Here is a 23,567-nt window from a genome sequence, read left to right on the forward strand (position 1 = left end):
GGGCAGCGCATCACCCCTGTTCATCGCCACCACCCTCTGCTGGCTTGAGTGCGTGCTGTGCCAGCTCGATCACGTCTTTGTCATCGGTGTTCTCAATGAACATCTGGAGCAGGCCTTCCAGATCAGCCACGCGCAAGCGCAGCAGATGTTCCCGCACGCCTGCCGATAGATATGCCGTAGAGAGCGTGTCGTTCTTCTCATCCGCTGCGGTCAGCAGGGCTTGCAGTGCGTCGATCTTGGATCGCTGGTCGCAAACAATCTGCCAGTGCTTGGTGATGCCCTCTTTCAGCCTGGCGGTTACCTGGTCGAAGTCGGCGCCCAACACAACGTTGATTCTCCCCAGCGCAGAGCCTTCAACAAGCCCGGCCTCGGTGACGTGGTATCGCTTTACCTCACTCATGATTCTTCTCCCGTGCGCGCAGCTCGGCCATTTCCGCCTGCCGGGCCTTGCTGCATTTTTCGTGGTTGCCGTGGGCGCGGGAGCGCTGGCATTGATCGCAAATTGTTTGCAGATCCAGCGGGCGCATCGGCGCGCCGCGTATCTTGGTGGTGCGGCGTAGGGCGGTCACAATGCGGCCTCCAGTCTCACCCGCAGCTCAGCAAGAGCGGCGATGGCATCGTGGTGGCTGAGCGCAGCCCTATCGACATATTCAAATGCGGATTTGAAAGCGGCTTCGCGAGTGAAGTAGATGAACTTCGTTTTGTATTTTCTGAATGGCAGGGTGATATGGCTTTCGCCCCACATGTCGGAACGGACGAACGTGACCAGCACGGGAACCCCGTCAGGACCGGTTACCCACGCCTCATAGGGGAATTTGACCATCACGCCCCCTTCAACATATCAATAACGATCTTGACGCCGCTGGCCCTGCTGGAAGGCTGTGCGGCTGCGTACCGGGTCAGGTCTGCTATGGCCTTGGTCCGCGTCGGCTCGCGCCGGATGGACGCGCCCAGGGCCTGCACGAAGTCGACGGCGTACCGCTTGCCCTCCAGCTCCATGACTCGGTTGATAGGGCCGGTGATCGCGAGTTCGGGTAGCGGCTCGCTGGCCAGGACTGGCGGGAGAAGCTTGGGTTTCGGCTTGGGCGCCTGAAACTGGCGGTCGAGCGCGTCCGCCAGTGCTTTAAATGCTGTGGGGTTCATGGGCACTTTCCTCTGGACAAGAGAAAGGCGCCCGCAGGCGCCTGGTGGTGTTGCGGGATGGGTTTAGGTCACGTCGGCCAGGGTGGCGATCACGTAGTACGAGTGCTCCAGCGCGGTTTCGCCTTCCTTCTCCAGCTTGATCACGCCGTTGTCGAGCAGGCGCATCAGCAGGGTTGCGGCCTTGTCGCTGTCGATGGCCAGTCGGCTCTGGATCCACGACGCTTCAAAGTGCCCCTTTGGCGCCTTGAGGACGATCAGTTGGGCCGCGTCTTCGTAGGTGAACTCGCCGAACTCTTTGCCCAGTTCTTCGGGCATTGGTCGATCCACACCGCCACCGGTAGCTGGTGAGGTCGTCGCGATCAACTCGCGACCGCCGTTCGTATCCATTTCCGTGACGATTCCTTGCGTTTCCATCCACTGGATCATGCGGGCTGCGCGGTTATAGCCGACCTTGAGGTGTCGCTGCACGGCGCTGATGCTTACACGCCGTGTCTCTGTGACGAACAGCACCGCCTCGACGTACAGCGGGTCTTGGTCATCGCCTACAAAGACGTCATCGCCTTCCGGCTCATCTGGTCCGCTGCCACCTGCGAACAGGCTTCCAGTCAGGTCGCTTACGTGCAGTGGCAGGTCTTTTTGATCGCGGTCAGGCTTGATGCCGTCCAAGCCCTCTGCATAGTCGTTCGGCGCCAGCACCAGTAGGCACAGCCGGCCAGCAACGTCGATCAGGCCATGCCGGTTCGGGTCTTGGGCATCAATGGCGGCGGTGACCGTGATCGCCTTCGCCTTGAACTTCGCATCAACGATGGTCACCGGGATGGTGTCAACGTTGCGGGAGCTGATGATGCTGATCGCGTTGTACACGCTCTTGGTGGCCGATTCCGTCACCCGGTCGATGACTTCCTGTTGCTGGCCTTCGTTCAGGCTGTGAAACGGCGCACGGACATTGCGGAATTCAAACAGCGCCGCCTCCACCAGGTCATGCACCAGCAGTTCATGCGCAATCATGGACGGTTCATATCCGCCCAGCTTTGCGCGTTCGATGATTGCGTTGTGTTCAGCTTTCATGGGTATCCCTCAGTGCTTGGCGATTCGCTCAAGGTGTTGTTGTTGAAGCGCGGTCAGGTTGGTGTGCGCGGCATAACGCTTGAAGCTGGCGCGCATGTTCTCGACGAAATCCAACTCCCAGGCCCCGCTGGCGTGCAGCTCAGCGGAGGTCAGGATGGAGGCGAACTCCTCGACACTGTCGTAAATGTCGAGGATTGATTGGGCTGTCACGCGGCTACCCGGACGAGGCGAACCCCAGGGGCGTTGAAGCTGGTGCCCTGCTCAGCAACCAGAGCATCGAGCACTTCCCACTTGACGGTCAGCACGGTGACGGGCACTTGGCCGGCGGCGACGGCCTGCACCAGGGCTTCCAGGTCGAACACCTCGGCCTGCATTGCCTGGGCAGGTGCTGAGGCGGCAGGCTTGGCGGCTTGCTGCGCTGGCTTCGACTGCTGAACTGGCGCCTGCTGTACAGGGGCAGGCTCGGCAACCGGTTCGACAACTGGCTCTGGCTTGATCGCTGCAAGGCGCTCGGCTTCCTGCTCGTTGGCGATGCGCTGCAGCTCCTCTTTGCGGATCTTCTCGCGCTGGGCTTCGGCCTTTTCGTCCTCGACGCGCTTGTGATCAGCGATCCTGGCATTGATCAACAGCGCCAGATCGGCGTTGTCCTTCATCACCAGTTGCTGGATATCGTTGAACAGGAAGGTGTAGTCAACGGCCAGCTCAACCAGCGTTGCCAGGTTGGCGCGCATCTTGTCGCCGGTTTCGCTGGCGGCAATCTTCGCCCGGGCAAGCTCAGATCCTGCCGCGTCGCGCAAACTGCTGATCGTCTTCTTGCCCTTGATGGCATTGGCGAACCCGGCAGGTATCACCGGCAAGCGCGCTTTGCCGCCCAACGATTCGTTGATTTGATCGACGTGCTTTTGCAGCTCCTTGGCCGCATCCATCACGATATCTTCACGGATGCTGATCTTGCGGGCCTGGACCAGCTTGTTCAGCATCAGGCGCTTGGCGCGGGCTTCGGCGCTGATTTCGTCGATGGTGCGGAACAGCAGGTCAATGCTTTCGGTTTGGCTCAATGCGTGCTGCTTGGCCGCTTCAAGCCGCTCTTCAACATCGCCGCACCACTTGACCGCCTTTTCCGCGTCGGCGAAGTGTTGGTCAGTCTCAAGCTCGGTATTGATCGCATCAAACACCGCAAGGGAATGCGCCTTGAACTGATCAAGGTTGCTCGCGGTGACCATGCCGGTTACCTCGATGCGCAACGCTGGCAGCGTTTCCGGCGTCTTGCCGATGGTCTCGGCTACCACCTCGGCCGGCGTGTATTCCAGCAGGTCAGCATCGAACTGTTTCCAGCCAGCCACCAGTGTTTCTGCACGGCCCGGCACGGCCAGGTATTCCATGGACACGAAGTTCTGTTCGGTTCCGTCGGAGCAAACAAAGATCACCTTTTCGGCACCACTCACCAGCAGCTGTTGCTCAAGCTGCCAGTAGTAGTGGGGGTCAAGGGTGCCAGCACGCACATCGGCGGCAAGCTGTTCGTTCCACATTTTGTGCTCAAACAGCGTTTCACCCAGCAGGGTCATGCCGTCCATGGAGGCCAACAGGTCGCCCTCGGTACCGACCACCGGGAACAAGTCTTCGCCGATGCTTGCTTCAACAATGGGGCGCCCATTGGCTTCCGCTTCATGGCCCTTATCAAACAGAAACGTTTGAACCCACCAGGAAACGTCACGATCAAGCCCGGTCTTTTTGGCATTGAGCAGGTCTGTACGTTTGATTTGCTTAGACTCGCCCATCATGGCCGGCGCTTCGGACGCGGTTTTGAAGTTGGCGCGCAGCGCGAGCCACTCAGGGGAACCTTGGGCAACGTTATGAATGATCATGCTTGCTCTCCTTCGATGACGGCCAAGGCCTTGATCGTGTCGATTTGCTCGGCCGACAGAGTGAATTTGGTGCTGATGGTTGCGATTAGGTGGTCAGGGATGGATCGACCGTCCTCAACAGCCTTTCGCCACTGCGGCAGCATCCCTGTGAGCTTTTCTTCCGGATATGGCGGGAGCGCGGTCGCTTCAATTTTCTGCGTGACCGTCTGAGCAGTGCCGCGAATCGGCTCTGTAGGCATGTCCTGCAGTTCCTCGGCAATCGGCATGCCACGCAGCACGTCGGCGAACATGTCGCGTAGCGCAAACGAGCGGGCGCGCATCTGCCGCATGCGTTTCGGGTATTGGGTCCATGGGCCTTGCTTGCCCTTGAGACCAGCCTGGGCGGCATCGGCCATGCTGAACGTGCGGACCTGTTCTTCTTCGCCGACACGCTTAACGCGGCAGGTCGCCGTCTCGCCGTCGTCAGTCTCTGTCACGTACTCGCAAAGTGGCGAAGCGCGCACCAGACCGATGACAGCGTCACCCCAAAGCGAAGGGCGGCCGTTTATAACAGCGATGTTCTGCATCGCCTGCATGGGTTGCAGGCCCAGCTCCATGCCCCACTGGATGGCGACCAGGATGTTGCCGGGGTTGTTGATGAAGTCTTTCGGGATGATTGAGGACTTCGACAGGTAGTCGGCAAAGCGCAATGCCTCGTCGATGTTCTGTGGCAGCAGGCTGAACGTGGGCTTGATGGCTAATTCGGACACAAGAGTTTCCTTGCCGCGACGCGCGCAGCACTGATGGTTTAACGGGAGTGGTTTAGGCGGAAGCGATCAGCCGTTGCTGGCGCTTCTCTAACTGGATGGCGTTCGGCGGCAGATCGACGTAGAACACTTCGATGCAGTATTTCGGTGTTTTCTTGAACAGGACCGGCGCCGAAGCACGGTCACGGGTCATCAGGCTTCGCATCATTTCGGGATCAGCAAAGCCCAGGTGCTTGCCGGCGAACTCGACTTTCTCGCGCTGGGCGGTGGCTTCCAGGTAGGCAAGCACCTCTTTGACGTCCTGAACCGACAGCTCGACCTTGTCCAGCCCTCGATCAATCGCCCGGTGCAGCTCCGGCAGCAGCCAGCGCGCCGTCTCCATTGCCGAAGCCTTGCGGGCTTCGAAGTCTTTGGCGTGGCGGCTCATGAGTCACTCCCGTGCGGCCAGCATGGCGTCGGCGACCCGATATGCATGCTCAACAACGCCAGTGACACACCAACGCTGCCACTGCGCGACAGTCAATGACTTATCTGCGCGGTCTCCGTAACGCTGATCATCCGGAACTGCAAGCATTCCCTGCATGGCCTTTGCCGCGAAGTAGTCGCGCAGGGTCATGCCTTCGTAATTCTTTGAAAATGAAGATTCACGGGCAAGCGGAAAGGCCGGCCCGCCATTGTTTTGGTTGGACATGGTGTTTACCTATTGAGTAATGAGCCCGCCGATAGCGGGGCCCAGCAGAACGATGGTGAGGAAGGTCAGGCCAACGATGGCCGAGGTCAGGCGGATGGCTTGGCGGGTGGTCATGGATCTACCTGCTTGCGGTAGCCCGCGTCGTACAGCGCGGCGATGCCCTCTTGCGCTGCAAGCCCTGGAGAGTCATGAAACACGCGATACATTGCGTCGATAGCTGCTTTGCGCTCTTCCGCCTCGATCTGCTCGGGCGTGCGGATGGGGCGAATTTGCGACTCGTCGACAGGGTTGTACATGGTGGCTTCATGCTCATGTGAGAACCGGCGGATGATTGCCATCCCTCTATCGTGAGCAATTACCGTTGATTCTTCCCAGGTGCCTTCTACGTTCGAATCACACACCGTCCCAACAGGCGGCAGGCCTTCGCCGTTCCAGGGTTCGGTTGGGCGTACCTCAACCAGTTTCCATTCATGCGGTGGAACCATATCAACCTCTTGGGGATAACCACCCTCGACCATCAATCCAATGCAAATGCCATCAGCGAACGGAACCCAAACAAGGTTTCCAGTTTTTGCCTTAATGACTGCATTGGCCCATTCCGGCGCCTTGCTCCAATCAATGTTCATGACACCCTCGCAATCAGCATGCCGCGCCGCGTTTCGAGTTTCAGCGGACGGGGCAAATCAGTGACCAAAAAAAAGCCCTGACGGCGCAGGACTTCAACAAGTTGGGCGGATGTTCTGCAGATGATGGTCACGGTGCGCACCTCCGGATGTCTGTAATGAGCGCTTCGGCCTGTCTGGCGTAGATGCGGTCGCGGCGTTCCACGTAGTGCCGGTGTTCATCAATGTCGATGGCACCCAGCGAGTAAGCCAGCTCCACGGCCATGCTTGCCTCGGCATGCACTGCCGCCGATGTGTCACCGGCCTGTAAAAGGGCAAACCGTGAATCGATCATGTCCACGGCGATCTGATGTAGGCGGCTGTTCATGCTGCACACCGTTCCCGGCGCTTGCGGGCGTCGATTTCGTGCCACAGCGCCTTCTCGATCATAGGAACGTAGTCCTTGCTCTCGGCAATTACGGCCAACTCCATCTGGCACACATCCATCGGAACGCCGTCGGCGTCGTACATGGTCCCGGCGACCACGTTGAACGTCAGCTCCCGGATTCCATTCGCGATCCCGGCTGGCGGAATGTCCTCGCAGTACGTCACCTCCACCTGGAGGACGTACCCTTCAACAACAATTTCATGGTTCATGGTCGCCTCCAGGCGTCTTGAATAGGTGCCGGTCTTTCCCGGCTGTCACGCTGCCTGTGCTTTAGCGTCGAACTGACGCAGCGATTCCCGACGTGATGCAGAAGGCCGGACGCTATCCCGGCTAGAGCGGACCCTTTCAGGACGACCGCTCGGACAGGCTAACCACGCTTACGCCGGCGCCCTCTTAACCTACGTTTCTCCAGGGCCGCCGAAGCGTTCAACCCAGCTTTCAACGTCGCTTCTGCATCGGGGTGTGATCTGCGCGGAAGGCAAGCCCCGCTTTGCGCCTCTGAGTGCGCCCCCTCAAGCCACGCTCCGGTGATTTCTCACTGCCTGGTCGTGGTCTCGCGTTCTTCCCGAGGTTGCGAACCCTCGCTTTCGGCTATTTGCCAGCGCCTTAATGTCTGCTGGCGGTTCAGATCACACCCCGATGCAGCCTGGTTGCCCAGGCGCTCGGTGTTTCTCGTCGACGTACCGAGGTCTATACGGCGCATCAGGGTGGGAGTCGCCCACGCCCGATGCGTCAAAGCCTTTCCCGGTCGACGCTTTGTTGCGGCTGGTTGTTAAAGAGCGGTTGTAAATCTGCGTTAATCGCAGAACATGGGTTGCATTATGCGCAGATTTTATTCTGCGTCAAGCGCAGATTTTAAAAGTCAGGCACAAAAAAGCCCGCACAGTGGCGGGCTTAAATGGGAGCGGGCGGGATTACCGTTACAGGCCGGTCATTTTGGTGTCGACCACACGCCCTATTACTTTGAATGGGCGGTCGATTTCGATGGTTCTATAATTGGGATTGAGCGGGCGCAGGTACTTATGCCCTGCGTCTTCGATGTACTGTTTAAACGTGCTTTCGCCGTTTTCCAGATTAATCACGTAATACTTCCCGCTGATCAAATCCGCCTCCGGCTGTACCAGGATGCGCGAACCCTCCGGAAAGTTGGGATTTCCTGAGCAGGTCATTGAATCGCCTTTGACGTCCAGCCAGAAACCATTGGGGCCGGCGTTCTCTACCGAGGCAATCCATGTTTCTGCATCGCCTGGGTGGAAGTTGTCGCAGGATTCCGCCCATTCCCCGGCAATAACCCAACTGATCAACGGATAATCCTTAGGGCCCCGGCTTGGTTGCAGGGCCATCTGCACGTTCGACATTCCGCTGTCTTGGGGCGAGTCCATTCCCTGGCCAACCTGAGCCAGTTTGATACCAAGCACGTCCATGATGCGCTTGAGCTTCTCAGGCGTAGTGCCTTGTTGCCCCCGCTCCAGGCGTGACAGGTTGCCCGTGTCCGAATCGACCTGGTTGGCGAGCTGTTCCAGGGAAAGCTTTTTGGCTTTCCGCGCATTTCTGATGATCTGACCTATTTCCATCTGCTGATTTTCCGGTGTTGCTGCGTTGTGCGCAAAGCGATAGGCGCAGAATTTGGTTGCTTTAAATCTGCGCCAATCGCAGAATTGCCCTGAAATCAACTCAGGGCATCGCCATGACTCCTTTGAAACGTGCACGAACCGCCAGGAAATGGACGCTCGCCGATGTAGCGGCACGTCTTGCCCAGCTCGGCGACTCCATCGACTCCGGCAATCTGTCCCGCGTGGAGCGCGGTGTTCAGCGTGCCTCCACCACTCTGGCCGAGAAGCTGAGCCAGGTATTCGATGGGGAGATAACCGAAATCCACATCCTCTACCCGGAGCGCTTCACAGGCGCTTCTGAGGCGGCGTAGCCATGTCGACGAGCCCATTAAGCCAAGAGCAGACCGTAAGGGCCCGCAAGAACTACTCCGTTCTCATGCAGCACCTTGCATCGGTCGGCAACGCACCCGTGGCGCTTGCAGTCGGTTGCGACGAAGCCACCATCAGCCGCATGAAGCCGGAGAAGTTTGAGCAGTTCTGCCAGATCCTGGCCGTTCTCGACTTGAAGGTTGTGCCGAAGGAAATGCAGTGCTTCGACAAGCGGGACATTGCGACCCTGCTGCACCAGGCCAAGCGCTACATGGATCTGATCCAGGACACCGACCAGTTGGAGTGTGAGTGATGGATTGGCTCAGGCTCTGGCACGACATGCCCAACGACCCGAAGTGGCGGACGATTGCCCGCGTTTCCGGCCAGCCTATTGCTTTGGTCCAGGCGATGTACCTGCACCTGCTTGTTGATGCATCCGTAAATGTCACGCGTGGTCACGTGACAGTCACGAAAGAGGACATAGCGTCCGCTTTGGACGTGACAGACGAACAAGTGGAGGCTGTTTTTTCTGCCATGCAAGGTCGCGTTATTGACGGTGACAAGCTGACAGGTTGGGAAGGGCGCCAGCCTAAGCGTGAGGACACCGGGAACCCGGAAACAGGGGCTAAGTCGGCCGCTCAGCGCAAAAGAGAGCAGCGGGAAAGGGAAAGAAATTCCAAGGCGGAAAATCCTAAAAATGATACGTCACGTCCAGTCACGAAAAGTCACGACAGATTAGATACAGATAAGAGTAAAGAACTACACACACATACCGCGCAGACGAAGTTCTCGCTTCACGACGCCTGGGAGCCAGATCCCAAAACGTTTTCCGCCGTCCTGTTTCGCAACGGCATGGCAAACCAAACCTTCGAAGCCGACCAGCTTCTTGAATTCCGCTCGTACTGGATCAGCCGACCTGATGACCTGAAAACCCAGGCCCAGTGGGAGCACGCGCTCGCCCAGCAACTGAAACGCCAAGCACGCACCCAGCAAGCCAACGGGGGATCACCCAATGAAACCGGTAGACGAGTTACTCAAGGCCGCACGCGTAACGCTCACGACATCCTCACAGACCCAACTTGGTGAGCCTGTAGCTGAGAACGTCACCCCGCTGGAGACCGAAGCACGCCAGGCCGTACGCCGCGTGTTCGCAACGCTGAAAACGGCGTTCCCGGCTTGGTACGAGAAACACTACGGCGATGCGAAGGCTGAGCAAATGGCTCGCCGCGTGTGGCTGACCGTGGTCAAGGACTTCGGTGACGACGCGATCAACCGCGGCCTGCATCGCATGGTCCAGGAATGCAAGTTCCCGCCATCGCCAAGCGACTTTGTCGACCTGTGCAAGCGTGTGGACGATCTGCCATCGGAAGCCCAAGCCTGGGACGAAGCCCGTTCAGGCACGTACAGCCACCCGGCCGTGCGCATCGCAGCCGAAGCGACCAGCACCTACGACCTGCATACCGGTTCGAACAACGACAAGGCACTGCGCCAGCGCTTCGAACGCAACTACGCCATCGTCATGCGCCGTGCACAGACCGGCCAGCCGCTGGAAGGGCGCATTGCCAAGGGTTTGGGTCACGACAGCATGAGGCCGCGTCAGCAGGTTCAGCTGGAGCACAGCCGCCAGGAAGCAGAGCGCATCGTCGACAAGCTTCAAATCCCAAGAGACCCCAAAGCAGCCCGGTATCAGTTGCTGGACATGCTCAAGATTCGGAGAGACGAACATGTCTGACCTCAAGCCCGTTTCTTTCGTCGTGCCGGGAGAGCCCCAAGGAAAAGGCCGTGCCCGCATCGGCAAGGTCGGCAACTTCGCCCGCATGTACACGCCGGCCAAGACCGTGGCCTATGAGGGGTTGGTAGCACTCGCCGCCCAGGACGTTATGCAAGGCCGTGACCTGATCGAAGGCCCGGTGATGATTGAGCTGCGCATTGTCCACGGCGTGCCTCAATCCAAGTCGAAAAAGTGGAAGTCCCAGGCATTGGCCGGGGAAATCGCCTGCACGAAAAAACCAGATGCGGACAACGTCCTCAAGGCCGTCTGTGACGCTCTTAACGGCGTTGTGTTCAAGGATGACGTGCAGGTTACGGATGGATCGTTTAGACGGCGCTGGGGCGATGTCCCAGGCGTCCACGTTCGAATTGTGCCGCTGTGCCTGTGAAAGATCAGCAATACGCGAAAATACGCAATGAGGGGGATTTATGAGACTGATCAGCGCACGACAAGCATGGCGGGAAGCGCTTCACGAGAGCCGCGACTCGGTGCTGGCAGCGGCCCAAGAGCGTATCAAGCTGGGCAAGCGGGGCCGGGTGGTCGGTGAAACCATACCCTCGATGCGGGATAGCAACGGGCGGTGTGCGCACATGCTGGCTGCCGGCCTCGTGCAATCTGCCATTGGGACGTTGCCAAAGCCCCTACAGCACTTTGGGCACGCGCTGTACTCGCCTGTTGCTAATGGCCAGGACATCAACGTGGCGCACGCCCTGGTGTGGTTGACCGTGGACCTGGGCGAGTGCACCGCCAAGCGCAAGGAAGTGGCCTACTGGATGGCCCTGGCCGCGATCAAGAGCCACCAGGCCGCCGTCAATGGGCGCGAGCCCTGGGGCCCTGGCCGGGTGGTCGAGTTCGTGCACGACTGGTACGGGACGAAGGTGAGCGTTGCCAACTGGGCGCGGGATTGGTCAGCGATCTGGGCCGCCATCGCCAGCACCGTGGATCAGCTCGACGCGAAGGCGTTAAAGCCCGTGGCGGCGGTCATCGTCAAAATGGCTGAGCGCCGTGTGTTCGGCACCAGCAGGTGGGATCTGTACGACCGCGAACACGTTGCCGACCTTCGGGCCGAGGCCTATGCCGCTCGCCGGGGTTCTGCCCGCGAAGCCTTGCATGCACGGCTGAACGCCATGGGCACCGAGCAGCTTCGCCGGTGGTTCCGCCGCATGAACGCCTACGGCGCCGCGTACCGCCGCGAGTGGGGCAGCGACACACAGGAGAATCCCGGCCGCCACCTGGTGTACAGCGACAGAATCAGCGAGTACTGGAGCCAACGCCAGCGAGTTGGAGACGTGTCAAAACGGGTCGCTTGACCAAATGATGAGTGTTCCTGTACCTTTTTCCCACGTTGCAAAGTTACGCCCGGTCACCAGAAACCCGCCAAGTGCGGGTTTTTTGTTGCCTGGAACAATCCCCCGAGCCCTGGCATTTGCCGGGGCTTTTTCGTTTCTGGAGGCCCGTATGGACGCCCCAGGTAGGAGCAGAAACATGGCCAACCCGACGCCCGAGAGCATCGTAGAGGTGGTGGGTGCGTCAGTGGCCAACAAGGGCATGCTGGTTGGTGGTGCTGCTGGCATGGTTGGCTGGCTGTCGCAAGTCAACTGGATAGGCATTGCCGGTGTGGCGGTGGCGGTGGTGGGCCTGCTGATCAATCTGTTCTTCCAGGTCCGCAAGGATCGCCGCGAGTCCATCGAAAGCGCTGCACGCCTGGAAGCCCTGAAAGAGCAGGCACGGGCATGAATCCCGTCATTCGCCAGCGCATCGCCGTAACGGTGTTGAGCCTGAGCGCTGCAGGCTTCGCCACGTGGCAGGCGAGTGAGGGCTACACCCCGGTCGCAGTGATCCCCACCAAGGGCGACGTGCCAACCATCGGCCACGGCTCGACCCGTTACGAAGACGGCTCACCGGTTCGCATGGGCGACACGATCACCCCGGCCCGCGCCGAAGTCCTGGCCCGCAACCTGAACAGCCAGGCGGAAAAGCAGTTCGCCGCATCGCTCCCTGGCGTGAAGCTGTATCAGGCTGAATTCGATATCTACATGGACTTCGTAGGCCAGTACGGCATTGGCACCTGGCTCAAGGGTTCGCCGCGTCGTGACCTGCTGGCCGGCAACTACGCCCAGGCTTGCAATGACCTGCTCAAGTACAAGTTCGCTGCCGGCTTCGACTGCTCCACGCCGGGTAACAAGCGCTGCGCCGGCGTCTGGGCTCGCCAGTTAGAGCGCCACGCCAAGTGCATGGCTGCGCAATGAATCGCTACCTGATCGCCGCCATTGCGTTGCTGGTGATCGTGGCGGGCATCCAGACGCACCGCCTGGACAATGCGCAGACCGATCACGCGGACTACGTGGCCAGCATCGCTACCCAGGCACAGGAAGCCAGCGAGAAGGCCCGCCAGACCGAACAGCAACGCCAACGAGAAATTGACCAGGTACGCACCGATGCAGCCAATCAAAAGATCAGCGATGACGCTCACGCTGCTGAGCTTGTTGCTGTGGGTGTCAGCCTGCGCAAGCAACAGTCCAGCCTGCTTGCCGACCGCGTCAATCTCCGTACCCGCCTTGCCGCAAGAGGCAAGACAATCGACGACCTTAACGATCTGCTCGCCCAGCTGCGCACAGAAGCTGACAACCATGCGGGCGAACTGGCAGCAGCGCTTGACGCAAGTCGCCGGGCCGGATTTGCCTGTGAACGCTCCTACGACGCCATGAGGGCATCCAAATGATTAAGTACCACATCAAGTCCGCTGGCGAAGTGCACGAAGTAATGGCTGCAACGTTCGTGCAGGGTGAAGATCTTCGCCTTATTGGCGATGGGGGCGCAGTTGTAGCCATCTTCGGTTCATTCGATTGGCTCAAGGTTGTCCCTGTTGTAACTGCTCCAGTCGTGGAAGGTGAGCCCTCTACCGAAAAGCCAGAGTTGGTGGGTGAGCAATGACCGATAAGCAGCCAACCGACTGGGAGCGCATTGAACAGCTCTACCGTGCCGGCCTGCTTTCAGTGCGTGAAATCGCTGCAACGTGCGGTGTGTCCCATACCGCGATCAATAAGCGGGCCAAGGCTGGTAGCTGGGATAGAGACCTGAAAGCGAAGATCCAGGCCAAGGCTGATTCGCTGGTTTCCAAAGCCGAGGTTTCCAAAGAGGTTTCCACGCAAGCACTGGCAACCGAACGCGGGATCGTTGAAGCCAATGCTCAGGTCATTGCAAACATTCGCATTGCCCACCGAACTGACATTGGCCGCTCACGTCGACTGGCCAACAAGCTGCTGGATGAGCTGGAAGGGCTGACCGACAACCGCGACCTGTTCGACCGGTTGGGAGAGTTGCTGCGTGATGAGGACGACAAGGGCCAGGACAAGCGCAACGACTTGTACATGAAGGTCATTGATCTGCCCGCCCGCACCAAGACCATGAAGGAACTGGCCGAAACGTTGAAGAACCTGATCGCCCTGGAGCGCCAGGCTTATGACGTTGGCGCCGAGAAGCAAGGCGATGACCGCAGCCAACTGACGGAAGAAGAACTTGATCGCAGAATCGCCAAGCTCGCAGGCCAGGGCTGACAAGCTTGAGCTATTGGCGTTGCTTGAGGAAAAGGCGCGCCGGGATGCACAGAGGCGTCACCTGCTCCAGTTCGAAACTCTGTATGAGTGGCAGCGCAAGTTCGTAAAGGCCACGGCCGACCACACGTCATGCATGTTGATGGCGGCAAACCGGGTGGGCAAGACACGCACCGGGTTGACCATCGATGCGATGCACCTGCTGGGCGATTACCCCGAGGACTGGGAAGGCCACGCATTCGACCATGCGCCGATGTGCTGGCTGCTGGGGTTCTCGATGGAGAAAACCCGTGACCTGCTCCAAACGCCTTTGTTCGGCACGCTGGAGGGGGGCAAGTGGACTGGTGGGTTAATCCCCGCTGACCGAATCATTGCGCATCTGTCCGCTACCGGCACATCCGGCGCCATGCGGCAGATCACCGTCCGGCACAAGTCCGGCAGTCAATCCACGGTGCAGTTCTGGTCCTACAGCCAGGGCCAGCACGCAATCATGGGCGACAGCGTCGACTGGTACCACATCGACGAAGAGCCCCGCGACAAAGCGATCTACCCGCAAGTGCTCACCCGTACCGCGACTGGCGACGGTGGCCGAGGTGGTCGCGGCATCTTGACGTTCACCCCCGAGAACGGGCGCACCGAGCTGGTTATCCAGTTCATGGACTGCCCGGCCGAGGGCCAATACATCCAGCGCGCCACTTGGGCCGATGCACCGCACTTGACCGCTGACACTCAGCGCAAGTTGTTGGGCATGTACCCCGAGTGGCAGCGCGACATGCGTTCCAAGGGGATGCCATTGCTGGGCACCGGTTTGATATTCGACTTCGGCGACGAAACGATCAAATGCCAGTCGTTCCCGTGCCCGCCGCACTTCTGGATTATCAACGGCATGGACTTCGGGTGGGATCACCCGCAGGCCCATGTCCAGCTCTGGATTGATATGGACTCGGACGTTATCTACCTGGCCCACGCCTGGAAGAAGTCCCGCGTCACACCCTCGACCGTATGGGGCACCGTCAAGTCGTGGGCACAACACATACCAACAGCCTGGCCATCTGACGGTTTGCAGTCTGAGAAGTCGTCGGGCGAGCAGCAGAAGAAGGCTTATGTGGATGCCGGATGGCAAATGCTGTCGCAGCACGCAACGTGGCCTGACGGTGGGGTAGGCGTTGAGATTGGCCTTGTTGAGCTCTACGAGCGCATGACCACCGGCCGCTTCAAGGTGTTCTCGCACCTGACCGACTTCTTCGACGAGAAGATGAGCTACCACCGCGACGAGAACGGGAAGATCGTCAAGTTGAACGACGACATCCTTTCCGCCGTTCGTTACGCCTACATGATGCGCAGGCTCGCAAGGCCGCGCTGGAAACTTGGTACGCCACCTGGTGGCAACTACCAATCCGACTATGACCCCTACGCGAGCAACTGACATGTGCGGAAAGAGCATTAAGAAACTGGTTAACAAGGTGGTTGCGCTAGACCCTCTGCGCGGCGGTGACGTCCTGCTTGAAGGGATGGGCCTACCGAACATGTTTGGCGAGAACACCGGCATGTTCAACAAGGTCGAGCGCGAGAAGGCAGCGGCAAAGGCAGCAGCCGAAGCGGCTGGCTCAACATCACCAGGTGCTGCGCCTACCACTTCCAGCGACTCAGTGCAGGCCGCTGTAGAGGCTGAACGCAAGCGCCGCCTGGCTCAATCCGGCCAGAACGGCACCATCCTGACCGGCTCTTCTGGCGTGCTTGGCGGTGCCAACACCAGCCAGAAAACGCTGTTGGGGGTGTAAGTTGGTCGACTCCCTGCGTTCACAGCTGGACAAGCGCCTGACGCGGCTCAAGTCCGAGCGCGACACCAACTGGCTGCCCGAGTGGCGCGACCTGAGTGATTACATTCTGCCCAGGGCCGGCCGGTTCAATACCTCTGACGTGAACAAGGGGCAGCGCCGCGACAAGAAAATTATCAACCCGCGTGCCACCTTCGCCGCCCGCACCCTGGCAGCCGGTATGCACAGCGGCATGACCAGCCCCGCATCCCCGTGGTTCAAGCTCGGCACGCCTGATCCTGGCCTGATGCAGTACGGCCCGGTCAAGGAATGGCTCTATGCGGTTGAGAAGGCCATGCGCGAAGTTATGGCGCGCTCCAACCTCTACAACGTCCTGCCTACCATCTACGGCGAAGAGGGCGTATTTGGCACCGCCGCCATGGCTGCATTGCCGGATGAGCGCGATACCGTGCGCTTCTACCCGTTCACCGTGGGCAGCTACATGATCGCCAACAGCGACCGCCAGCAGGTCGATACGCTTTACCGCGAGTTCAAGATGACTGCCCGCCAGATGGAACAGCAGTTCGGCAAAGAGGCCTTGAGCGGCACCACGCAGCAACTGCTTAGCACCAACTCCGAAGCGTGGATTGAGGTCTGCCACGCCACCCAGCCCAACGAGAGCCGCGAGCATGGCCGCAAGGACAACACGAACATGGCCTACCAGTCCGTGTACTGGGAGAAGGGCGGCGACAACGACAAGCTTTTGCGCCAGTCGGGATTCCAAGAGTTCCCGGTGATGGCGCCGCGCTGGGACGTGCTGGGCGAGGATGTGTATGGCACGGGCCCAGGCTCGCAGTGCATAGGCTCAACCCGCGCCCTGCAACTGATGGAGCGCCGCAAGGCTGAACTGGTAGAGAAGGGTGTGCGCCCTCCGATGGGTGCGCCGGCCAGCCTGCAAGTACAGCAAGCCTCAATCCTGCCGGGCAGCATCACCTACCTGGACGACATGCAGCAGGGCGCCAAGTTTGCTCCGTTGTGGGAAGTAAACCCCGGCTGGCTTGGTCAGTTGCGCGGGGAGATTGCCGCAGAAGAGCAGATTGCCGATACGGCATTCTTCGTCGATCTGTTCCTGATGATCAGCCAGATGGACACAGTGCGGACAGCCTACGAAATCGCTACCCGCAAGGAAGAGAAGATGCTGATGCTCGGCCCTGTGCTTGAGCGTCAGAACGATGATCTGCTGGACCCCTGCGTTGACCAGGTATTCCACCTGATGGTTGAGCAGTCGATCCCCCGCTGGATGGGCCTGTTGCCGGGTAACCCTCTGTTGCCACCGCCACCCAAGGAAATGGGCGGCCTTGATCTGCGCATTGAGTACACCAGCATCCTGGCTCAGGCCCAGCGTGCCGTCGAAGGCTCGGCCATTGAGCGCGCTATCGGGTTCGCCGGCACCGTGGCCAACATCAAGCAAGACCCATCGTCCCTGGACCTGCTGGATACCGATAACGCATTACGCGAGTACTTCAAGGTCACCGCCGTGCCGCCAGCGCTCATTCGCTCCGACGACGCTGTACAGGCCATCCGCGAGCAGCGTGCCCAGGCCCAGCAGCAGGCAGAAATGCAGCAGCAGTTGGGCAGCGCCATCGAAGGCGTCAAGGTGCTGAGCCAGGCAGACACGGGCGGCAACAACGCCTTAACCCAGCTCACGGGGATGATGTGATGGGAGGCGAAGAGCAGCAATCCCGCCAGGAATTGGAGAAGCAAGTAGCTATCGAGCAACGCGAATCCGATTTTCGCTGGCTGATGGCTGATCCCCGCGGGCGCCGCTTCATGTGGGCAACGCTCGGCGATTACGGGTTGTTTCGAACATCGTTCAACCATCTGCCCGGGCAGACAGAATTCAACGAAGGCCAGCGCAATGCTGGCCTTCTTCTTTTGGGGCGCATTACCAGGCTGTGCCCTGAGCAATACGGGGTTATGGCAGCTGAGAACGCGCCCAAGCCAACCGAACCTTCGAACGATCAGGAGACTGATGAATGAACGCTTTGATGATGAAACTGCTGGGCCGCGTGCTGATGAATGAAGCCCAAGCCGATGGCGGCCAGGGCGGCGGTGCTGATACGTCGGCTCCTGCGGCTAATGCTCCAGCACCAGCCGCTGAAGGGTCGGTACTGACGCCAGCCGCAACTGATGCACCACCGGCGGCCGACACCAAGACCCCGGAACAAGCCCAGCAAGAAGCTGACGCGGCAAAAGACAAGACCGAAGCCGACGCCAAGCTCACCGGCGCGCCAGAAGCCTATCAAGATTTCACCCTGCCAGACGGCATGGCCCTGGATGCCGAGGTTCTTGGTGAGTTCAAGGACTTCGCCAAAGAGCTGAACCTGCCGCAGGAAAAAGCCCAAAAAATCGTCGACTTCCAGACCAAATTGGCGACTAAGCAGGCCGAGGAATACCAGGCTGCCGTGACCAAGCAGGCCCAGGACTGGGCTGCCGAAGTGCGAAACGACCCAGTGCTTGGCGGCGCGAACTACGAGAAGAGCGTAGAGAGCGCAATCAAGGTCATCCAGTCCTTTGGCGACCCGGCATTGACCGAGTTGTTGAGGTCCACCGGGCTTGGAAACAACCCGGCGCTGTTCAAGTTCTGCCACCGCATCAGCTCGGCTATCTCGGAAGACAAGTTTGTCTTGCCTGGCAGCCAGTCATCCACAGGCCGCAAGTCGAACGAAGACGTTTTCTACGGCAGCAATTCCTAAACCACGGAGTACCAACAAATGGGCGTTATCGCGAACACTGCCATCACCCTGGCGGACTGGGCCAAGCGTCAAGACCCGGACAACAAACAGGCCCGCATCGTTGAGATGCTGGACCAAACCAACGAAATTTTGACCGACATGCTTTGGCTTGAGGGCAATCTGCCCACCGGCCACCGCACCACCGCACGTACCGGTTTGCCTAAGGGCACCTGGCGGGCGCTGAACGGCGGCATCGCCACAGGGAAATCCACCACTGCGCAGATTGATGAAACTTGCGCGATGCTGGAAAACCTTGGTGTGGTCGACGTTGCGCTGGCTGAGCTGAACGGTAACACCGCAGCGTTTCGCCTCTCGGAGAACTCCGCTTTCATCGAGGGCATGAACCAGGACATGGCCACCGGCCTGTTCTACAACAACGACGCGCTCGCCCCCGCCCAGTTCCTCGGCATGGCTCCGCGCTACAGCGACAGCACCGCCAAGAACGGCCAGAACATTATCAAGATGGGCGGTTCTGGCTCCGACAACACCTCGATCTGGCTGATTGTTTGGGGTGACCAGTGTGTTCACGGTATCTACCCAAAGGGTTCGAAAGCCGGTATCGAACACAACGACATGGGCATTGAGCTTGTGGACGACGGGGAGGGCAAGAAATTCCGCGCTTACCGTGACCACTACAAATGGGTTCCGGGTATCGCCCTGCGTGACTGGCGCTATGCGGTGCGCATTTGCAACATCGACACATCTGACCTGGTGGCCGACACCGACGGTACCAGCGTGAAGATCATCGAAGCCATGATCCGCGCAGCTCACCGCATCCCGAACCTGAAAATGGGCCGTGCTGCGTTTTACATGAACCGCACCATCGCCGAGTGCCTGGATATTCAGGCGATGAACAAGAAAAACGTTCAGCTCAAGATCAGCGAATACGACGGTGAGTTCATCACCAGCCTGCGCGGCGTGCCTTTCCGCACCGTCGACGCCCTTCTCAACACCGAGGCACCAGTAGTCTAAGACTGCTGGTCCCCTGGCTCATTGGAGACCGAAAACATGATCACCGACAAACTGAACACGTTCAGCGCCGCTCAGGACGTTACCGCTTCGGCGGCATCGACCGATGTACTTGACCTGGGCCCGTTGACCCACGGCAACACCCGCCGCGATATCGGCGCCGGCGAGCCTATCTACCTGGTGGTAGCCACCCTGATCGCCGCTGCCGCCGCCGGCGCCGCCACAACCAACATCCAGTTGCAGACCAGCGATGACAACGCCACTTGGGTGACGCTGTTCGATTCCGGCTCGCTGGCATTGTCCAGCCTGACCGCTGGCACCCGCCCGGTACAGGTCGCCGTTCCGCGTGGCGTTCGTCGCTACCTGCGCGTGAACTACGTGATCGGTACCGGTCCACTCACCGCTGGCCGCTTCTGGGCTGGCTTGGTCAAAGACGTACAAGACAACACTAAGTACGCCAGCGGCTTCTCGATTCTGTAAGGGGGCGTCATGGAAGTTACAGCGAAAGAACGCGGCTATTACGGCGGCGGCCTCAAGGAAGTTGGTGAAACCTTCACCATTGAAAGCAAGAAGCACCTCGGCTCATGGATGGTCGAGGGCAGCGAGTTGCCGGAGCAGGGTAGCGAGACCTTCACCGGCTACGTTGCAGCCCGCAGTGCCGCCGGCAAGTTTGTGGTCAAGGACGCCGCCGGACAAATGGTGGGCAAGTTTATCGGCACCAAGGAAGAAGCCGAAACCGAGGCGCAACGCCTCAACGATGGCGGCGAAATCGCCTGATCCACAGCAGTAACCCTAAGGGCCCTCACGGGTCCTTTCTCATTTCTGAGGTTCCCGAATGTCCAGCGACGTAGAGATTTGCAACATCGCCCTGTCGCGGGTTGCGTACACCCAGCCGATTGTGTCGTTCACGGAAAAGAGCAAGGCGGCCGAGTTGTGCCGGGTGTTCTATGGCCCGCTTCGTGAGCTGGTATTGCAGGCTTTCCCCTGGCCATTCGCGGAATCAATCGTTGCCTTGGCGAGCTTGGGCAGCCCTGCGCCTGGGTGGGCGTTCCGGTATCGCTACCCGGCCGACTGCCTCAAGGTGCGCAACATCGTTGTGCCAGGCCAGCGCATGACGATGACCAGCGATCAGCGCATTCCGTACAAGATCGGATATGACTCTGGCGGCCGCGTAATCCATACCGACCAGATTGACGCTGCGTGCCGCTTCACGTTCAAAGTTGAGGACTCCACGTTCTTTGATCCGGCCTTTGCCGACGTTCTTGCCTGGCGTTTGGCTATGGATCTGGCGTTGCCCCTGAGTTCGAAATCAGACCTGCAGCAATTCGCAACCCAGCAGTACAACCTGGCCCTGTCGATTGCTAAGGGGTCGGCCTTTCAAGAATCACAGGACGATCCAGATCCTGAGTCTGAATTCATTACGGTGCGAGCATGAGCGGAATACTCCAGCCGACCTTCGCGGCGGGCGAGCTTTCGCCGTCTGCCAGCGCACGTACCGACATTGCCCGCTACTACACGGGCCTCAAGCTGTGCCGCAACTTCATGGTCATGCCCTACGGTGGCGTGCGTAACCGTGCCGGCACGCGCCTTGTGGCCGAGGTAAAGGATTCGACCAAACTTTGCCGCCTGGTCCCGTTCCAGTTCAACGACGTGCAGACCTACATCCTGGCGTTTGGCGACTTGAACATGAGGGTTATCAAGGACGGTGGCCAGGTGCTGTACAGCGCAGGCCCCAGCATCGGTACGCCCTTCGAACTGGCCATGCCGTACACGCAATATGACCTGGCATCCCTGAATTACACCCAGTCTGCTGACGTGATGACGTTCGCGCAGCCAGGATACAAGCCGCGTGAACTGAACCGCTTGGCCCACGACAACTGGACCACCGCCGACATCAACCTGGCGCCGCGCATTGCCGCGCCTGCATCTGCCACGGCGGTAAGTGGTGGCGGCACTGGCACGGCGCAAACCTGGCGCTACCAGGTCACCTCTGTGCTGGATGACGGCAACACCCTGGATGAGTCCCTGCCTGCCACGTCCAACCCCGTCACGACCCACACAGACGTTGCGTCAGCAACCATCACCTGGCCCGCCGTTACCGGTGCGACTTACTACATCATCTACAAGGACAACGCCGGCGCCGGGATCTACGGATTCATCGGGCGTGCCACCGGTACCACCTTCACGGACCAGAACATCACGGCCGTCAAGACCGACACACCACCGAACGGCAACGACCCCTTTGTCGGCGCCGGTAACTTCCCGGGCGCCGTGGTGTATTACCAGCAGCGCCTGATATTCGCCGGTAGCAATTTGCAGCCACAGACTGTGTGGACGAGCAAGACCGGCCTTTTCAAGAACTTCGGCTATTCCGTCCCCAACAAGGATGATGACGCTATTACCTTCACCTTGAGCAGCAACAAGGTGAACCGGGTTCGCCATCTGCTGGGGCTGCGTAAGCTGCTGGCGCTCACCACGGGCGCAGAGTTCACCATTTCGGGCGGTGACACAGGTTTATCGGCAAAGACCGTGCAGGCCGTTCCAGAGGGCTACGACGGCACAGCCATTGTTCCGCCCGTGGTAGTGGGCAACAGCGCCGTGTATGTCCAAGCACGGGGTAACCGGGTTTCATCGTTCGGCTACTCCCTGAATGCCGACGGGTTCGCCGCTGACGACCTGACGCTATTCAGCGCTCACCTGTTTAAGGGCAAGGAACTGACGAACGTTGCTTACCAGAAGGTGCCCGATTCGATTGTCTGGTATGTGCGCGATGACGGTGTACTGCTGGGCCTGACCTACGTTCCCGAACAGCAATTGGTGGGCTGGCACTGGCACGACACTGACGGCTTCGTCGAGTCGATCGCCTGCATCCCGGAAGGCCAGGAGGATGTGCTGTACATGGTGGTGCGCCGCAACATCAACGGCGTGCAGAAGCGCTATATAGAGCGCATGGAAAGCCGGCAGATAACCAGCATCGAGGATGCTTTCTTTGTTGATTGCGGCCTGACCTATGACGGGCGCAACACCGACGCGGCCAAGACCTTCACCTTATCCGGCGGCACAACCTGGCAGTTTCCCGAGGTGGTCACCATGACGGCGGTCGGCCACACCCCATTCGCGGCGGGGAGTGTGGGCGTCGATTACTCGTTGAAGCGCCAGGTGATCGACGAGAACGGCGACCCAGCTACAGAAATTGTCAGGGTTGAGGTGGTCGGCTACACCAGCCCCAGCGTGGTCACGGTCAAGTTGCTGATCATCTGCCCCGAATCGTTGCGCGGCGTCCCAGTTTCTAAATGGGCGCGCCAGGTTAAAACGCTGTCCGGCCTGGGCCACCTTGAAGGCAAGACCGTTTCAATCTTGGCCGACGGCAGCGTGCACCCCCAGCGCGTTGTTACAGGCGGCTCCGTTGCATTGCAGGAAGCCGCAGGCATCGCCCACGTAGGGCTGCAATACATATCCGACATGGAAACCCTCGACCTGGAGCTAAAAAACGCCAATGAGACGGTGCTAGACAAGAAGATCGCCGTCAACAGCTTGATCGTTCTGGTCGAGGAATCGCGGGGCATCTTTGCGGGGAAGGATAAAAACAGCCTGTATCCACACAAGACCAGTCGTGATGACTATGAGTCGCCTATCGAGTTGTTGACCGGACAAGCGGAAATCTCTATCCCCAACGACTGGCAGGGCAAGGGCCGCGTTTTTATTCGGCAGGCCGACCCGCTGCCGCTATCCGTGCTGGCGGTGATTCCGGAGGTGACCATTGGCGGTCGCTGACGTTTTGCCCATCGAGCCAGAGGATATCCCGGTGATCCTGCGCGACGTGCGCCAGGCCGATATCGACGAGATTGTCGAAGGTCTCGGTGTATCCCTTGAGCGAGAGTTGCAGTCAGGCATCAACGATAGCCTCAACGCCCGCAAGATCGTGGTTGACGGCCACATCGTTGCCGTTTTTGGGGATGCGGTGCACAGCCTTCTTGGATCGGTCGGCGTCCCCTGGCTGATCAGCACAACCCACGTAGAGCGCCACGCCCGCGCATTCCTCAAGGTCTGCAAGCCCGAGGTGCAAGGGATGCTCACCCGGCACCGCCACCTCATCAACTACGTCGACGCCCGCAACACCTCGGCCATTCGCTGGCTGAAATGGCTGGGCTTCGACTTCGGCGAGGCCGTCCCGTATGGGCCCAAGCGCCTGCCGTTCTACCCCTTCACCCTGAACCGAGAGGAATAACCATGTGC

General features: G+C 59.7%; 36 protein-coding genes. 22 read left to right on the forward strand and 14 right to left on the reverse strand.

The features are described 5' to 3' along the window. Positions 1-10: 10 nt before the first annotated feature. From OC445_RS04070 to OC445_RS04135, 14 genes are all read right to left on the reverse strand, one after another. The gene (locus OC445_RS04070; protein ID WP_198798665.1) at positions 11-400 is read right to left on the reverse strand and encodes a hypothetical protein; all 390 of its coding nucleotides are present in this window, start codon (positions 398-400) and stop codon (positions 11-13) included. Continuing rightward, complete coding sequence (locus OC445_RS04075; RefSeq protein ID WP_198798702.1) at positions 393-569, reverse strand: hypothetical protein; 177 nt, start codon at positions 567-569, stop codon at positions 393-395. Before OC445_RS04075 ends, OC445_RS04070 begins: the two co-directional genes overlap by 8 nt. Beyond that, a complete protein-coding gene (locus OC445_RS04080) occupies positions 566-823 on the reverse strand; it encodes a hypothetical protein (protein WP_198798666.1) in 258 nt (85 codons plus the stop codon). The genes OC445_RS04075 and OC445_RS04080 overlap by 4 nt, the downstream gene beginning before the upstream one ends. Beyond that, positions 823-1,143: a hypothetical protein gene (locus OC445_RS04085; protein ID WP_233093612.1), complete on the reverse strand. Its 321-nt coding sequence runs from the start codon at positions 1,141-1,143 to the stop codon at positions 823-825. Before OC445_RS04085 ends, OC445_RS04080 begins: the two co-directional genes overlap by 1 nt. Before the next feature lie 63 nt (positions 1,144-1,206). Beyond that, positions 1,207-2,211 (reverse strand): DNA translocase FtsK, encoded by a 1,005-nt coding sequence (locus OC445_RS27025; RefSeq protein WP_198798667.1) that lies wholly within the window; start codon positions 2,209-2,211, stop codon positions 1,207-1,209. Positions 2,212-2,220: 9 nt separating this feature from the next. Beyond that, the gene (locus OC445_RS04095; protein WP_198798668.1) at positions 2,221-2,421 is read right to left on the reverse strand and encodes a hypothetical protein; all 201 of its coding nucleotides are present in this window, start codon (positions 2,419-2,421) and stop codon (positions 2,221-2,223) included. Next, entirely contained in the window at positions 2,418-4,076 is a 1,659-nt protein-coding gene (locus tag OC445_RS04100; RefSeq protein ID WP_198798669.1) for a Heme peroxidase, read from the reverse strand. The genes OC445_RS04095 and OC445_RS04100 overlap by 4 nt, the downstream gene beginning before the upstream one ends. Continuing rightward, positions 4,073-4,825: a hypothetical protein gene (locus OC445_RS04105; protein WP_198798670.1), complete on the reverse strand. Its 753-nt coding sequence runs from the start codon at positions 4,823-4,825 to the stop codon at positions 4,073-4,075. Before OC445_RS04105 ends, OC445_RS04100 begins: the two co-directional genes overlap by 4 nt. Positions 4,826-4,877: 52 nt before the next feature. Then, entirely contained in the window at positions 4,878-5,249 is a 372-nt protein-coding gene (locus tag OC445_RS04110) for a hypothetical protein (protein ID WP_198798671.1), read from the reverse strand. A 3-nt stretch (positions 5,250-5,252) separates the two neighbouring features. Then, positions 5,253-5,513: a hypothetical protein gene (locus OC445_RS04115; RefSeq protein WP_198798672.1), complete on the reverse strand. Its 261-nt coding sequence runs from the start codon at positions 5,511-5,513 to the stop codon at positions 5,253-5,255. 110 nt (positions 5,514-5,623) lie between these two features. Beyond that, a complete protein-coding gene (locus OC445_RS04120) occupies positions 5,624-6,139 on the reverse strand; it encodes a hypothetical protein (protein WP_262019954.1) in 516 nt (171 codons plus the stop codon). A gap of 127 nt (positions 6,140-6,266) precedes the next feature. After that, positions 6,267-6,503, reverse strand: a complete 237-nt coding sequence (locus tag OC445_RS04125) for a hypothetical protein (protein WP_233093613.1) — start codon at positions 6,501-6,503, stop codon at positions 6,267-6,269. Beyond that, positions 6,500-6,772 carry a hypothetical protein gene (locus OC445_RS04130; protein WP_262019955.1) on the reverse strand — a complete coding sequence of 91 codons (273 nt, stop codon included), beginning with the start codon at positions 6,770-6,772 and terminating at the stop codon, positions 6,500-6,502. The genes OC445_RS04125 and OC445_RS04130 overlap by 4 nt, the downstream gene beginning before the upstream one ends. Before the next feature lie 711 nt (positions 6,773-7,483). Next, complete coding sequence (locus OC445_RS04135; RefSeq protein ID WP_315986348.1) at positions 7,484-8,236, reverse strand: helix-turn-helix domain-containing protein; 753 nt, start codon at positions 8,234-8,236, stop codon at positions 7,484-7,486. Between the two features lie 14 nt (positions 8,237-8,250). On the opposite strand from OC445_RS04135, the gene OC445_RS04140 reads away from it, so the two are divergent. From OC445_RS04140 to OC445_RS04245, 22 genes are all read left to right on the forward strand, one after another. Further along, positions 8,251-8,487: a helix-turn-helix domain-containing protein gene (locus OC445_RS04140; RefSeq protein WP_073844292.1), complete on the forward strand. Its 237-nt coding sequence runs from the start codon at positions 8,251-8,253 to the stop codon at positions 8,485-8,487. 2 nt (positions 8,488-8,489) lie between these two features. Next, positions 8,490-8,798: a CII family transcriptional regulator gene (locus OC445_RS04145; protein WP_198798677.1), complete on the forward strand. Its 309-nt coding sequence runs from the start codon at positions 8,490-8,492 to the stop codon at positions 8,796-8,798. Continuing rightward, positions 8,798-9,571: a DnaT-like ssDNA-binding domain-containing protein gene (locus tag OC445_RS04150; protein WP_262019956.1), complete on the forward strand. Its 774-nt coding sequence runs from the start codon at positions 8,798-8,800 to the stop codon at positions 9,569-9,571. The genes OC445_RS04145 and OC445_RS04150 overlap by 1 nt, the downstream gene beginning before the upstream one ends. Then, on the forward strand, positions 9,498-10,217 hold the full coding sequence (locus tag OC445_RS04155) for a replication protein P (protein ID WP_198342822.1): 720 nt from the start codon (positions 9,498-9,500) through the stop codon (positions 10,215-10,217). Before OC445_RS04150 ends, OC445_RS04155 begins: the two co-directional genes overlap by 74 nt. Then, on the forward strand, positions 10,210-10,644 hold the full coding sequence (locus tag OC445_RS04160; RefSeq protein ID WP_060772914.1) for a RusA family crossover junction endodeoxyribonuclease: 435 nt from the start codon (positions 10,210-10,212) through the stop codon (positions 10,642-10,644). The genes OC445_RS04155 and OC445_RS04160 overlap by 8 nt, the downstream gene beginning before the upstream one ends. Positions 10,645-10,684: 40 nt before the next feature. Then, positions 10,685-11,566 (forward strand): hypothetical protein, encoded by an 882-nt coding sequence (locus OC445_RS04165; protein ID WP_060772913.1) that lies wholly within the window; start codon positions 10,685-10,687, stop codon positions 11,564-11,566. A 175-nt stretch (positions 11,567-11,741) separates the two neighbouring features. Beyond that, entirely contained in the window at positions 11,742-11,993 is a 252-nt protein-coding gene (locus tag OC445_RS04170; RefSeq protein ID WP_262019957.1) for a holin, read from the forward strand. Further along, the gene (locus OC445_RS04175) at positions 11,990-12,505 is read left to right on the forward strand and encodes a glycoside hydrolase family protein (RefSeq protein ID WP_262019958.1); all 516 of its coding nucleotides are present in this window, start codon (positions 11,990-11,992) and stop codon (positions 12,503-12,505) included. The genes OC445_RS04170 and OC445_RS04175 overlap by 4 nt, the downstream gene beginning before the upstream one ends. Next, complete coding sequence (locus OC445_RS04180; protein ID WP_262019959.1) at positions 12,502-12,978, forward strand: DUF2514 domain-containing protein; 477 nt, start codon at positions 12,502-12,504, stop codon at positions 12,976-12,978. The genes OC445_RS04175 and OC445_RS04180 overlap by 4 nt, the downstream gene beginning before the upstream one ends. Continuing rightward, positions 12,975-13,190: a hypothetical protein gene (locus OC445_RS04185; RefSeq protein WP_262019960.1), complete on the forward strand. Its 216-nt coding sequence runs from the start codon at positions 12,975-12,977 to the stop codon at positions 13,188-13,190. Before OC445_RS04180 ends, OC445_RS04185 begins: the two co-directional genes overlap by 4 nt. Continuing rightward, the gene (locus tag OC445_RS04190; RefSeq protein ID WP_057710802.1) at positions 13,187-13,813 is read left to right on the forward strand and encodes a hypothetical protein; all 627 of its coding nucleotides are present in this window, start codon (positions 13,187-13,189) and stop codon (positions 13,811-13,813) included. The genes OC445_RS04185 and OC445_RS04190 overlap by 4 nt, the downstream gene beginning before the upstream one ends. Beyond that, a complete protein-coding gene (locus OC445_RS04195) occupies positions 13,776-15,236 on the forward strand; it encodes a terminase large subunit domain-containing protein (RefSeq protein ID WP_241173655.1) in 1,461 nt (486 codons plus the stop codon). Before OC445_RS04190 ends, OC445_RS04195 begins: the two co-directional genes overlap by 38 nt. A 37-nt stretch (positions 15,237-15,273) precedes the next feature. Then, positions 15,274-15,591 (forward strand): hypothetical protein, encoded by a 318-nt coding sequence (locus OC445_RS04200; RefSeq protein ID WP_262019961.1) that lies wholly within the window; start codon positions 15,274-15,276, stop codon positions 15,589-15,591. Between the two features lies 1 nt (position 15,592). Continuing rightward, positions 15,593-17,287, forward strand: a complete 1,695-nt coding sequence (locus tag OC445_RS04205; protein ID WP_164486617.1) for a portal protein — start codon at positions 15,593-15,595, stop codon at positions 17,285-17,287. Continuing rightward, positions 17,287-17,607, forward strand: a complete 321-nt coding sequence (locus OC445_RS04210; RefSeq protein WP_262019962.1) for a hypothetical protein — start codon at positions 17,287-17,289, stop codon at positions 17,605-17,607. The genes OC445_RS04205 and OC445_RS04210 overlap by 1 nt, the downstream gene beginning before the upstream one ends. Further along, positions 17,604-18,323 (forward strand): hypothetical protein, encoded by a 720-nt coding sequence (locus tag OC445_RS04215; protein WP_262019963.1) that lies wholly within the window; start codon positions 17,604-17,606, stop codon positions 18,321-18,323. The genes OC445_RS04210 and OC445_RS04215 overlap by 4 nt, the downstream gene beginning before the upstream one ends. A gap of 18 nt (positions 18,324-18,341) precedes the next feature. Further along, positions 18,342-19,334 carry a major capsid protein gene (locus tag OC445_RS04220; protein ID WP_262019964.1) on the forward strand — a complete coding sequence of 331 codons (993 nt, stop codon included), beginning with the start codon at positions 18,342-18,344 and terminating at the stop codon, positions 19,332-19,334. Positions 19,335-19,370: 36 nt separating this feature from the next. Further along, positions 19,371-19,811, forward strand: a complete 441-nt coding sequence (locus tag OC445_RS04225) for a Bbp16 family capsid cement protein (RefSeq protein WP_057710808.1) — start codon at positions 19,371-19,373, stop codon at positions 19,809-19,811. Positions 19,812-19,820: 9 nt separating this feature from the next. Next, entirely contained in the window at positions 19,821-20,108 is a 288-nt protein-coding gene (locus OC445_RS04230; protein ID WP_262019965.1) for a hypothetical protein, read from the forward strand. Positions 20,109-20,166: 58 nt separating this feature from the next. After that, positions 20,167-20,766: a hypothetical protein gene (locus tag OC445_RS04235; protein ID WP_262019966.1), complete on the forward strand. Its 600-nt coding sequence runs from the start codon at positions 20,167-20,169 to the stop codon at positions 20,764-20,766. Continuing rightward, complete coding sequence (locus OC445_RS04240) at positions 20,763-23,105, forward strand: hypothetical protein (RefSeq protein ID WP_262019967.1); 2,343 nt, start codon at positions 20,763-20,765, stop codon at positions 23,103-23,105. The genes OC445_RS04235 and OC445_RS04240 overlap by 4 nt, the downstream gene beginning before the upstream one ends. Beyond that, positions 23,092-23,559: a phage protein Gp13 family protein gene (locus tag OC445_RS04245; RefSeq protein ID WP_262019968.1), complete on the forward strand. Its 468-nt coding sequence runs from the start codon at positions 23,092-23,094 to the stop codon at positions 23,557-23,559. The genes OC445_RS04240 and OC445_RS04245 overlap by 14 nt, the downstream gene beginning before the upstream one ends. The last annotated feature ends 8 nt before the right edge of the window (positions 23,560-23,567 follow it).

The sequence above is a fragment of the Pseudomonas sp. Pse35 genome (assembly GCF_024519715.1).
GTDB classification, from domain to species: Bacteria; Pseudomonadota; Gammaproteobacteria; order Pseudomonadales; family Pseudomonadaceae; genus Aquipseudomonas; species Aquipseudomonas paracarnis.